Source organism: Bacteroidales bacterium, assembly GCA_014860575.1.
Lineage (GTDB): Bacteria > Bacteroidota > Bacteroidia > Bacteroidales > JAAYJT01 > JAAYJT01.
In genome coordinates, this window is record JACZJK010000016.1 from 316,456 (window position 1) to 328,598 (window position 12,143).

Annotated in this window: 7 protein-coding genes; 1 reads left to right on the plus strand and 6 read right to left on the minus strand. The window is 42.6% G+C overall.

The annotated features are described in order from the left end of the window. Positions 1-87: 87 nt before the first annotated feature. The 3 genes from IH597_04130 to IH597_04140 all read right to left on the minus strand — a co-directional run bounded on the left by IH597_04130 (position 88) and on the right by IH597_04140 (position 4,664). Positions 88-1,617 (minus strand): trypsin-like peptidase domain-containing protein, encoded by a 1,530-nt coding sequence (locus IH597_04130; protein ID MBE0661636.1) that lies wholly within the window; start codon positions 1,615-1,617, stop codon positions 88-90. After that, positions 1,610-2,503 (minus strand): hypothetical protein, encoded by an 894-nt coding sequence (locus IH597_04135; GenBank protein MBE0661637.1) that lies wholly within the window; start codon positions 2,501-2,503, stop codon positions 1,610-1,612. The genes IH597_04130 and IH597_04135 overlap by 8 nt, the downstream gene beginning before the upstream one ends. A gap of 190 nt (positions 2,504-2,693) precedes the next feature. After that, positions 2,694-4,664 (minus strand): tetratricopeptide repeat protein, encoded by a 1,971-nt coding sequence (locus IH597_04140; GenBank protein MBE0661638.1) that lies wholly within the window; start codon positions 4,662-4,664, stop codon positions 2,694-2,696. A gap of 230 nt (positions 4,665-4,894) precedes the next feature. On the opposite strand from IH597_04140, the gene IH597_04145 reads away from it, so the two are divergent. Beyond that, the gene (locus IH597_04145) at positions 4,895-5,467 is read left to right on the plus strand and encodes a DUF1684 domain-containing protein (protein MBE0661639.1); all 573 of its coding nucleotides are present in this window, start codon (positions 4,895-4,897) and stop codon (positions 5,465-5,467) included. 20 nt (positions 5,468-5,487) lie between these two features. Here IH597_04145 and IH597_04150 read toward each other — a convergent pair whose 3' ends face one another. Genes IH597_04150 through IH597_04160 form a run of 3 tightly spaced genes read right to left on the minus strand, consistent with a single transcriptional unit; the run spans position 5,488 to position 12,022 of the window. Then, positions 5,488-7,650 (minus strand): T9SS type A sorting domain-containing protein, encoded by a 2,163-nt coding sequence (locus IH597_04150; protein MBE0661640.1) that lies wholly within the window; start codon positions 7,648-7,650, stop codon positions 5,488-5,490. Positions 7,651-7,655: 5 nt separating this feature from the next. Beyond that, on the minus strand, positions 7,656-9,836 hold the full coding sequence (locus IH597_04155) for a T9SS type A sorting domain-containing protein (protein MBE0661641.1): 2,181 nt from the start codon (positions 9,834-9,836) through the stop codon (positions 7,656-7,658). Positions 9,837-9,841: 5 nt separating this feature from the next. After that, complete coding sequence (locus IH597_04160) at positions 9,842-12,022, minus strand: T9SS type A sorting domain-containing protein (GenBank protein MBE0661642.1); 2,181 nt, start codon at positions 12,020-12,022, stop codon at positions 9,842-9,844. Positions 12,023-12,143 lie beyond the last annotated feature (121 nt).

The window sequence follows — 12,143 nt, forward strand, 5'->3', positions numbered from 1 at the left end:
ACTTTTTTTACGAACTGTTAGATTTATTTTTCAATTATCAGATTAACAACAATATCGGTTCTGTTAAAATATTCCGGAAGCTATAATTTACCAGGCAAAGGTGGTTAGATGTGCTGCTGAAAAAACCTTGAAAAGGGAGTTGAAATACTCACATTGCTGCCAATCGCTTCCGGGATTTGTGCAGTCCAGCCCGTAAACCGAAGTGTGAGTGAGGAGCTCCACAGGTACAATATAAGTTGAAATTGCCATGAATGTTTTTTCGTCAGTCATTAGCAATGTAAGATAAATGCCAACGGCATACATATTCCCGAGAGCATCGTAAACCGGTTCGTTGCCATTTGATGAAAGCCAGGCAATTTTCCTGTCATCATCAAATTCGAGCCAATAAGAATATTCTTCATCCATTTCAAAACCGCTGATCTGGAATGCTGCTGCCAAATGATAGTTTACATATTCCTGCACCTCAACCATCACGTCCTCAAAATCAGTGGTTGAAAAGTCGTCCTTTACACCGGCGTAAGACAGACCGATGTAGTCGTTACCCGGAAAGCTTACATTAAATGATTCATTGATGGCATCGTAGTATAACAACTGGCCTTCAGGAACTGCCAGCACAACACCATTGTTGATATCCTCGTATATGTCGAAACGCATGCTTTCATAATCGAGGGTCACATTAAATTCTTCCATTTCAGTAGCAAACTTCAGCATGTTTTCCGCATCATCCGATGATTCTACCATCTCATTGATTGAGCGGTTCTTGGTAAGGTAAAATTCAAAACCATTTGTTTCAATCGGTTCTGGGATATCCGAATGTGCAAGTTCTTTTTCTACCGAAGCCATATCATCCACCGAAGCATCAATGGTTGCCTTTGCAGAAAAGAGTTGCGCAAGTTGCTCAAAATTAGGAGGCAGTTCTCTGACGGCTGAGGCTTCAAGCTCGGTAAGGTATTTGGCAGGGATAATCCAGCTGACATTGCTTGCACCTTTTTCAAGTCCGCCGTCGCCTACACCAATAAGCCTGCCGCTCGGATCAAATACCGGTGAGCCAGAATATCCAGGCAACAAACTGCCTTCAAGGTACAGGATGTTGAGATCGAGCGTTGGAAATCCAATCCTTGCCAACGCGGTTTTATCCTTCTGGGGGATCAGATTAGCCAGGGTTTCCGGATCAACAAAACCTTTTTTCAGCGTTCGGGATGAACTACCTTGTGCACCGCTATTGTAACCAATTGCATAAATCTCGGTTCCGAACTTTATGGGTTGTTCAGAAAATGAGGTAATTGGCACTACGCCAGACGGAACGGGAGCCTGGCCGGGAAGGAGTTCAAGTAAAACCAAATCGGCTTTTTGCAGCACCTTCTTGATGCGTGCATCACGCCACGCATTGTTCAGGTATAGTACTTTAATATTGCCGCTCCTGCTCATGCCATGGAGAGATGTTACCACCTCGTTTGGAGACTTCCAGACAAAACCAGTGAGAACATTTGATTCTCTGGCGTTTACCGTAACAACTACCCTGACAACTGAATTTTTTACTTTTGCAGGGTCAAACTGGCCTCTGGCGCTTAGTACCAAGGCAAAAAGGAAGCTAAGAAGTACAATCTTTCTAATCATGGCTTAACACTTTAATGGTTGATAAATATAGGTCTTTTCTTTCAGTTTCCGGAAACCGTTCACGAACTTTTTCAACAATGGCTATCCAGCTTTGGCCGGCGGCTATTAGTTCTTCTTCAATATGCGACAATGAATCGCCCGGTTCTATTTTGCGAACCTTATCCAGATTTGTCATCTTGATGGTTCCAGACTGCGTTATTCCGCAAAAGCAATCGCGCATCGCAATCAAGGCCTTAGCGACCAGGTTTTCCGAAAGGTCCTTTTTATAAGTTTCGGCAAGTTCTTTCCACGTACCGCCTGCTGAGTTGAAGGTGTTGATGGTTTCATCTGGTGGGGCATCCTCGCTGGCATACATAAGTATATCGCATGAACCTGTGTTGATTGTGGAAGTGTACAACACATTAGCCTGCCGCCTTACTTTGCCAGTGTCTGCTTGAATAAACCCAAGTAACAATGAGTTGGCAGTAACGCTGTCAAGTCCGATGGCGAGGTATTCCTTTTTCTTATCCAGCAAAGAAGGTGCAAATGGTTCGCTTGAGCGGATATAGATACCGAGAATGATGCCGGCTACCGCAAACAGGCCAAAAGCACCAATCCGAAAACTTTTTAGAGCATCCAGGTATTTTTCATTCAGACCCAGGAACACCGCCAGCAGTGAAGAAATGGTTGCTATTACACCGCTTACTACCGGCGAAATAGACAAGCCCAGCAAAACACCGAGCAACAACCCGATTCCAAGGCCATTAAAAATTGCCGACACTACATTCAGCCGGGTTATTTTTGGTGGTGAGGTTGTAAGATGATCAGGATTATCTGTTGGAGACTGGATTAATGGTTCAGTTTCCGGAGTTTGGTCAACACCATCGTTTGGATTAAAATTATCCATAACCGAAGTTTTAAGGTTTTTAAAGAAGCGGACTAAATTGGAAGAAAGCAATTTCATTCCATTGTTGGTTATAGTGAACAGAAATCAATGAAAAGCAAGAATTCTATTTAAAACAACGCTGGATTAGTTTTGTTCCAAATGAATTGATTGAGAGTGAAATAAATTTGCGGAATCTTAAATGGAATTAAAATTATGCTATTCCTTCAACAAAATACATATCAATGGGGCCTTTGTATTTGGCTTCGATTTTGCCGCGGTACGCACATTTGAACCGGTTGTGAACCTTCTCGTATGTCATCTGTGAGACGTTTATCTTGCCCTCTTCTCCGCTTGATTCCATGCGTGAAGCTATGTTCACCGTATCGCCCCATATATCGTACTGGAACTTCCTGATGCCAACAATACCAGCAACCACGGGGCCTGTATGTATTCCCAGGCGCAGCTCGAAGTAAGGTTTATTCTCGTTTATTTTATGCTTTTTGAGCTCAAGCATGAATTTTTGTATTTCCAGCGCGGCAAACACAACATCCACAGGATTTGTAGTATTGGGAACCGGCAACCCTCCTGCGCACATATAGGAATCGCCGATGGTTTTGATTTTTTCGACGCCGTACCTGGCGATGATTTGGTCAAATGCCTTGAAGCAATGATCAATCTCACTCACGAGTTCCTGTGCCGAAACAACTTCCGCCATTTTTGTGAACCCCTTAAAATCGGTAAACATTACTGTTACCATATCGAAATTTCGGGCCTGGGAAGTTCCGGTATTTTTCAGTTCTTCGGCAGTTTCTGCAGGTAAAATATTCAGCAGCAAATCGTCAGAACGCGATTTTTCGTAATTGATGATCTTGTTTTTCTCTGCAAGTTCGTTTCGGGTTCTCCTCACATAGCGGTACCTGCTGAATATCCCAATAGCAATAAGAAGGAGTAAAGCCCCTACAATGGCAAAGGAATTGCGTATAATTTTCTGCCTTCTTATACTGAGCTTCTGTATTTCAGCATCTTTTGTAAGCAATTGAATTTCCTGTTGTTTCCTCTCGGTTTCGAATTCCTTTAACTTTTGAACGGCATTGTCTTTTTCAATGGTCATGATGGAATCCTTGATGGCCAGGTACTTTTGGTTATACTGAAATGCCTGCCTGAAATCATTTAACTCAGCATAAAGCCGGGCTTTGTCCTCATAAATTTTCATCAGATAATATCGCGCCCCAAGCCTTATGGCTATCGGTTCGGACTGCTCATAAAAACCCAGGGCTTTTGCCGGCTGGCCCAGGTTGCTGTAGATTTGAGCCATGCCGTTCAGCGCACTAATGATTCCGAGTTCATCATTGATCTCACGGGAAAGTGAAAGCGCCCTTTCTTCAAACATCAAGGCCGTTTTAAAATCTGAAAGCCCCATATGAGCCAGTGCGAAATTATGCAGGGCCATAGAGTAATCATATCGGTTATTGACGGTATCAATCAGCTTGAAAGATTTGGTGAAAAACTCCAACGCTTTTTCATGTTGCTCCAGGCCATGATAAAGAAGGCCAATGTTTCCGTAATTATAGGCAAGCCTTTTCAGGTCAGCACGGTTCTCATTGATTGCAGCGGCTTTAAGGTAATATTCAAGCGACTGGTCAATAAATCTCAGTTCAGAATATCGTGAACCAAGATTATTATAAATTTTGGCCAATTGTGCGCTATCACCACTGGCTTCGAAAATATCCCTGGCCTTCAAGGTATAGTTGATTGATTCTTCAAGACGGCCCTGAACCGACAGCGCTATACTGTAATTATTGTAAAGCTCACCCATCAGGCCCTGGAGATCATGCTTTTCTGCTATCACAAGTCCCTGGTCATACATCATAAATGCCGAATCGTACAAACCCTTGAGATCGTATGAAATCCCTGCGAGAAGAAACAAACGTGCAGTATGGGTTGAATCTCCGAATTCCTTTGCAAGCGGTATCGTCCTTTGAATTTGAGCACAGGCATGCTCGGGATCACTGAAGAGGTTTTGATTGATTTCGTCAATCAGCAAGGGAAAAAGAGACTTGTTTCCAGGTTGGCTTTCAAGGATAGAAAGAATGCTGTCGGCGTTTGATTTAAATTCCACGGAAACAGCAACCTGAAAGCCCGCGAACAGGCATAAAAAGAATGCAATAGTGGTAGTTTTCATCTTATGGCCGAAGTTTTTTGATAATGACAGGTTAGGGTTAACTTGAAAACATCTAGAGTTAATGATCAGATTTTCCTTTTACCCATAACAGCCAGCGAGAAATTACTGATCTGTTGTATGGATGAACAAAACTAGTTAATTTATGTTTAATGGCCTAATAATCATAGTTTTTGCCATTTTATTTCGAGGCAGAAATCCAAAAGAACTTAAAATCACTAAATCAAGTAATTATGAGCAGTTTTACAAATGAGACCGAAGCGCAATACAAGGCCAGGATTGAAGAGGAGCGCAAGAAGCTGAATCAGGCAATGACCGACGAGGCAAGATCTCCGCTTTCGCGCGATCAGATTCAACGTTTTAAGGGTTTAAGCTATTACCCGGTTGACACGAGGTTTAAAATCCACGCCAATCTAAGAAAGGATGAAGAAACCAGCACTCCGCTTCCCATGACAGATGGTTCAAAACAGGACTTCATAAGATACGGCTCGGCATCGTTCAACCTTGATGACGATGAGATAACACTTGAAGTATATAGAGATAAGAACCTGCCGGAATTGAGTGACCGGCCCGGCCGATTATTCATTCCTTTTCGCGACAATACCGCTGAAGCTGAAACCAGTGAAACCGGCAGGTTTATAGCCTTTGATGAACCAGAAAAAGAAGATGTGGTGGAATTGGATTTCAACAGGGCATACAATACGTATAATGGGCTAAACAGGTCACATCGCAGCATGATGGCTCCTGACGCAAATACCCCCAAGGTTAACTTTTCAGTTGGTCAGCGCAAATTTGAAGACAGGTAGTGCAGTGAATCAGGCCATGATTATTGCCTGATCAACTTTTTCATCTTGCCACTTCTGTTCTCGTTTAGTAATCTGTAGAAATACAATCCTTTGCCTGGGGCAGCAAAGGTGATTTGTTGCTGTTGGCTCGTAATGCTTCGTTGTATGATAAGCCTGCCTGCCGGATCGTAAACTTCAAGTATTACTGGTTGACCGTTCCATGCGTCGCCCACATCAATGGTAAAGTTATCTGAGAACGGGTTCGGATAAATAAAACCCGGGAAAATTTCATTTGTTCTTACAATTTCTTCGATCCCAACCACCCCGCCTGTGAATGTTTCCAGGGCAAGGCCTTTTTCGCCAAAAACAAAACCGTGCAAATTATTTTGAAACCAAATGCCTGTTAACGTCGTTGTTGCCGGAACTTCGATTGCATTCCAGGTAAAACCTCCGTCAATAGTTTTAAGCATGGTTTCATAATGGCCGGAACCTGCGGTATAACCTACATCAGGAGAAGAGAAAAAGATGCTCCTAAATTCCACCGGGTTCGAATTATTTAATGCAGCCTGGTTCCAGTTTATGCCCTGATGATCCGACCAGTATATGGCCTCGCCAAATGCGATAAAAATCTTCCCGTCATCTTTCATAAAAGCATCTGTCACCGGGGTAGCATTTGAAATTCCTCGCTCAGTCCAGGATAAACCGCCATCGTCACTTAAAATCAATGAGTATTCCCCGATAATAATAATATCGTCTGCTGATTGATAGAGTATCCGGAAATAATTATCAGAACCGGTATAAACATTTTGCCAGTTTTCACCTGCGTTGATTGTTTTGTAAACTTTGTTCTGGCCTGCCACAAAACCCATCTGAGAGCTAAAAAATTTAACCTCCATGGGCGTGAAGCTATCGGCAATTCCAACTGTTTCCCAGGTGGATCCTCCATCATCGGTTTTCCACAACGTAGCAATGCTCCAACCGGAAACAATATATCCATGACTTTCATCAGGGAAATGAAATGCAGGCGGGAACTCAAAAAGCTCAATGGAGCTTACTGCCTGCCATGTGACACCACCATCAATGGTTTTATGAATTTCCCAGAAAATGACCCCAAACAACTCATTTAAAAATGTGATGTAGCCGGTACTCTCATTTATAAATTGCACCTGAACTATGCTGCCTTTGAATACCTTCTCATAAAGAGGTGACCAGGAAATTCCATGATCCTCGGTTCGGAATATCAGGCCTTTGCTGCCGGCAGCGAATGCAGTGACCGGATCATAGAAAAACAATGCCCTGTCGGTCCACATGGAATATTCGGGCAGGGTGGCCGGTGTCCAGTTTGAGCCGCCGTCGAGTGTATAATAAATCTTGCTTTCATACATGTGCGATCCGTAAAGGACCATGCCCATCTGGGGATCGGAAAATGCAATCTTTCCTGTGTACATGGCATCGGCCTGGAAACTTAATTGCCATGTATTGCCTCCGTCAACGGTTTTATAAATCATGCCCATCATATCGCTATGATTTCCGTAGAGATATCCGGTGGTTTCATTCACGAAATCGAACGACAGCATTTGTGTGATTTCGAGCGGTGGGTTAAACGCGGGCGTCGCCCAGGTGTTTCCGCCATCAATTGTAGTGAGAAGATAATCTGTAGAAGAGGTAAGAATAACACCTTTCTGGTCGGTTACAAATCTAATTTCTTTCAGGTGTGAAGAAACGCCGCTAAACAATGTGATCCAATCGTCGCCGCCATTGCCTGTTTTCAGTATCAGGCCGTTATCGCCACATACAATTCCATGGTTCGCATTGAAAAAGTGAATGTCGTTCAACGAACTTTCAGGCGATGTTGTGTGAACCACACTCCATTGACTGCCCCCATCCGTTGTTCGAAGGATCTGACCATCAGCGGTGGTGATAAAACCAAGTAAGGCATCTGTGAAAATCACGCTTTTTAAAATTGCGAAATTGTTTAATCCTGCCGGGTTGCAATTCACATCCCAGCTCTCGCCCAGATTTTCTGAAATCATTACTGTTGAGCCTTCGCCAACGGCAACAATTATTTCTGTTCCCGGAATCCGGGCAATATCATTGATTGCGTTTTCCTGGGGTAGGTTAACGATGCGGTTCCATGCTTGCTGGGCTTCCAATAATTGCGGAAGCAGGGCAGCAAAAATTGTAAAGACATAAATTTTTCTCATGGCAATTAATATTTGATCAGTTTTGTTGTTTGACCAGGCCAGGTTTGGGTTCGCAGGCGCAATAAATAAATTCCCTGAGGCATGTTTTCAGTTGAGATAGTATGAGATTGGTTCTGATCAGTGATTTCACCAGACATGATAAGTTTCCCGGCCATGGAAAAGATTTCAAATTCCATGGTGCCTAAATGATCCTGGGTTAACGGTTCAATGGTAGTTAAATTTGTGAAAGGGTTTGGGTAAATATTAAAATACACGTTAGCATTAGCCTGAATGGGAGTATCAACTCCAACCAAACCTCCGGTATGCGTTTCGAGCACCATGCCCAGTTTCCCGAATGCAAAGCCATGTAAATCATCCAGGAAATAAACACTGTTCAATGGCGAAGTAGCCGGAATTTCAAGTGCATTCCAGGTAAGGCCGCCATCAATAGTTTTAAGCATGGTTTCAAAATTGCCATGGCCGGCGGCATAACCAATAGCGTGCGAAGAGAAAAACAGGCTTTTGAATTCTATTGGATTTGAACTTTCCAACACGCTGGCGTTCCAGGTGAGGCCCAAATCGTTTGACCAGGAAATGTCATCACCAAATGCGATGAAAATCGTTCCGTCTTCTTTCATCCATGCATCGTTTACCGGCCAGGCATTGTTGATTCCCCGCGCCGTCCACGATGAACCGTTATCGCTGCTGAAAATCAAAGAATGTTCACCAATGATCACAACATCATCAGCGGATTGATAAAATATTCTTAAATAATTGGCAGACCCTGTGTACACAACATCCCAGGTATTGCCGCCATCAATGGTTTTGATAATTTTATCCCCGGCAATGAAACCCGATTGCAGATCATAAAACCTGATATCAGCAGGCATAATGAAACCTTTTGTGAAAGTTATTTCTTCCCATTTTTCCCCGCAATCATTTGTTCGGTAAAAAGTGAATACATCATAATATAAATGAGCGGACGCAGCGAAGCCGTTTGTTTCATCCGGGAAATGAAAACAACCTCCATCCCCCCACAGGGTCCTGTTGATTTCCCAGCTTTGTCCTGCGTCACTTGTTTTCCATAAATTTTTCCCGGCTACGCCCCTCAATTCATGGCTATCAGTGGCGAAACCAATTGATGGATTAACGAACTGCACATTTTCAACCGGGAATTCAAATGTGTTCTGCGAAAGTTGCATCCAATTTATACCTCCATTATTGGATTTTATCAACAAACTGCAGTATCCGGCAGCTAATGCAATGTCAGGAGAAATATACAAGGCTGAGTTGATATCAAACCAGTAAAATTGCGCTGGTATTTGAGTGCTTTGCCATGTGCTGCCTCCATCAGAAGTATAGCAGATGCCCAGTTCCAACCAGCGATGGAAAGTGATAAAACCATGCATTTCATCTGCGAACGCCATACTTCCCTGGTTAACACCGGCTTCATCCAGTACTTCGATCCATGTTATACCGGCATCGGTGGTTTTATAAACTTTGCCATAGGAGTCAGACATAGAAGAATGTTGTCCAAAAATGAATCCTGTAGTATCGTTCACGAATTGCAAATCATACATCTCTGAAACATCTAAAGCTGGTGATAATGTTTTGGCCTGCCAGGTTTCACCGGCATCAATTGTTTCAAGTAAATATTCTTCCGATCCGGTGAGGATAAAACCCTTGGTATCTGAAATAAATTCAATTTCCAGCAGGTGTTCAATTACTGATGAACTTAGATAATCCCAGGTTTGACCGGCATCGGTTGTTTTAATAATCCAGCCATGATTGCCACAGGCATAGCCAAGGTTGTTATCAATAAAATGAAAATCGTTGAATGAAATGGCAGGCACGCCGGAATACACCTGCGTCCATGAGCTTCCGCCATTCGTGGTTTTTAGGATCAAAGCGTTTGAAGTTGAAATAAAACCGGTGTTGGCATTTAAAAAGTACACACTTTTAAGGTTCGCATAATTATTCAAACCGGCAGGATTAAATTGTAACTCCCAATTCTCCCCCATATCTGTAGAATACATTACTGTTGAACCCGCGCAAACGGCAACAAGCTTATTTGTTCCCGGAATAAGCATCATATCGTTGATGGTGTTTTCCTGGGGCAGATTTACAATATGGTTCCAGGCTTGCTGGGCTTCCAATAATTGGGGAAGCATTACAGCGAAAATTATAAAAACATAAATTTTTCTCATGGCAATTAATATTTGATCAGTTTTGTTGTTTGACCCGGCCAGGTTTGGGTTCGCAGGCGCATTAAATAAATTCCCTGAGGCATGTTTTCAGTTGAGATAGTATGAGATTGGTTCTGATCAGTGATTTCACCAGACATGATTAGTTTCCCGGCCATGGAAAAGATTTCAAATTCCATGGAGCCTAAATGATCCTGGGTTAACGGTTCAATGGTAATTAAATCAGTGAAAGGGTTTGGGTAAATATTAAAATACACGTTAGCATTAGCCTGAATGGGAGTATCAACTCCAACCAAACCTCCGGTATGTGTTTCGAGCACCAGGCCCAGTTTACCAAATGCAAAACCATGTAAATCATCCAGGAAATAAACACTGTTCAATGGCGAAGTAGCCTGAATTTCAAGTGCATTCCAGGTAAGGCCGCCATCAATAGTTTTAAGCATGGTTTCAAAATTGCCATGACCGGCAGCATAACCAATAGCGTGCGAAGAGAAAAACAGGCTTTTGAATTCTATTGGATTTCCATTTTCCAGACTGCTGGCGATCCAGGTGAGACCCAAATCGTTTGACCAGGAAATATCATCACCAAAAGCGATGAAAATTGTTCCGTCATCTTTCATCCATGCATCGTTTACCGGCCAGGTATTGTTTATCGCCCGCTCCGTCCAGGATGAACCGGCATCGGTGCTGAAAATCAAAGAATGTTCACCAATGATCACAACATCATCAGCGGATTGATAAAATATTCTTAAATAATTGGCAGAACCTGTGTACACAACATCCCAGGTATTGCCGCCATCAATGGTTTTGAGAATTTTATCTCCGGCAATGAAACCCGATTGCAGATCAGAAAACCTGATATCGGAAGGCATGAAATCCGATTTGAAAATTATTTCTTCCCAGTTTTCCCCGCAATCATTTGTCCGGTAAAAAGTGAATTCATCATCATAATAATCGGTGGATGCGGCAAAACCGTTTGTTTCATCCGGGAAATGAAAACAGCCCCCATACCCCCAAAGGGTCCTGTTGAATTCCCAGCTTTGTCCGCCGTTGGTGGTTTTCCATAGTTGATTCCCGGCTATCCCTCTTAATCCGGGGTTATCAGTTGCGAAACCAATAGTTGGGCCAACAAACTGCACATATTCAACCGGGAAATGAATGCCGCTCTGTGAAAGCTGTGTCCAATCCAAACAACCGTTGCTTGATTTGATCAGCAAACTGCGAGATCCAGCTGCTAGAGCAATATCGGGAGTAATATACAAGGCCGTGTTGATGCTAAACGAATAAAATGGCGCCTGCATTTGGGTATTTTGCCAGGTGTTTCCTCCATCAGAAGTATAGCAGATGCCCAGTTCCAACCAGCGATGGAAAGCAATAAAACCATGCATTTCATCTGCGAAAGCCATACTTCCCTGGTTAAGACTAGATTCGTGGAGTACTTCGATCCATGTTATACCTGCATCGGTGGTTTTATAAACTTTGCCATAAGAGCCAGTCGAAGAAGAATTCTTTCCAAAAACAAATCCAGTAGTATCGTTTACAAATTGCAAACCATACATCTCTGAAACTTCTAAAGGAGGTGAAAATGATTTGGCCTGCCATGTTTCGCCGGCATCAATGGTTTCAAGTAAATATTCTTCTGATTCGGTAAGGATAAAGCCCTTGGTATCTGAAATAAATTCAATTTCCAGCAGGTGGACAAGTACTGATGAACTTAAATAATCCCATGTTTGACCGGCATCGGTTGTTTTAATCATCCAGCCATGATTGCCACAGGCATAGCCAAGGTTGTTATCAATAAAATGAAAATCGTTGAATGAAATGGCAGGCACGCCGGAATATACCTGCGTCCATGAACTTCCGCCATTTGTAGTTTTCAGGATCAAAGCATTTGAAGTTGAAATAAAACCGGTGCTGGCGTTTAAAAAGTACACACTTTTGAGGTTCGCATAATTGTTTAAGCCGGCAGGATTAAATTGCAACTCCCAGCTCTCTCCCATATCTGTAGAATACAATACTGTTGAACCCGCGCAAACAGCAATAAGCTTATTTGTTCCCGGAATAAGCATCATATCGTTGATGGTGTTTTCCTGGGGAAAATAAAAAAGGCGGTTCCATGCTTGCTGGGCAAAAAGATGTAAATGGAAAAAGGAGATAATTAATAAGGTAAGGATTGCTGTTTTTCTCATGGTTTTTAGTTTTAAGGGGTTGTAAATTTAATAAAAAACCAGATGCCTTATATCGGATTTTCAATTCTTCCCATATTCATTCTGTTCTGATTTCTACATTAAAATATCCTGATGTTGAATT

Bases quoted from the DNA above. Each gene is read 5' to 3' on its own strand.
- IH597_04130 (MBE0661636.1), bottom strand. From the start codon at position 1,617: ATGATTAGAAAGATTGTACTTCTTAGCTTCCTTTTTGCCTTGGTACTA.
- IH597_04135 (MBE0661637.1), bottom strand. From the start codon at position 2,503: ATGGATAATTTTAATCCAAACGATGGTGTTGACCAAACTCCGGAAACT.
- IH597_04140 (MBE0661638.1), bottom strand. From the start codon at position 4,664: ATGAAAACTACCACTATTGCATTCTTTTTATGCCTGTTCGCGGGCTTT.
- IH597_04145 (MBE0661639.1), top strand. From the start codon at position 4,895: ATGAGCAGTTTTACAAATGAGACCGAAGCGCAATACAAGGCCAGGATT.
- IH597_04150 (MBE0661640.1), bottom strand. From the start codon at position 7,650: ATGAGAAAAATTTATGTCTTTACAATTTTTGCTGCCCTGCTTCCGCAA.
- IH597_04155 (MBE0661641.1), bottom strand. From the start codon at position 9,836: ATGAGAAAAATTTATGTTTTTATAATTTTCGCTGTAATGCTTCCCCAA.
- IH597_04160 (MBE0661642.1), bottom strand. From the start codon at position 12,022: ATGAGAAAAACAGCAATCCTTACCTTATTAATTATCTCCTTTTTCCAT.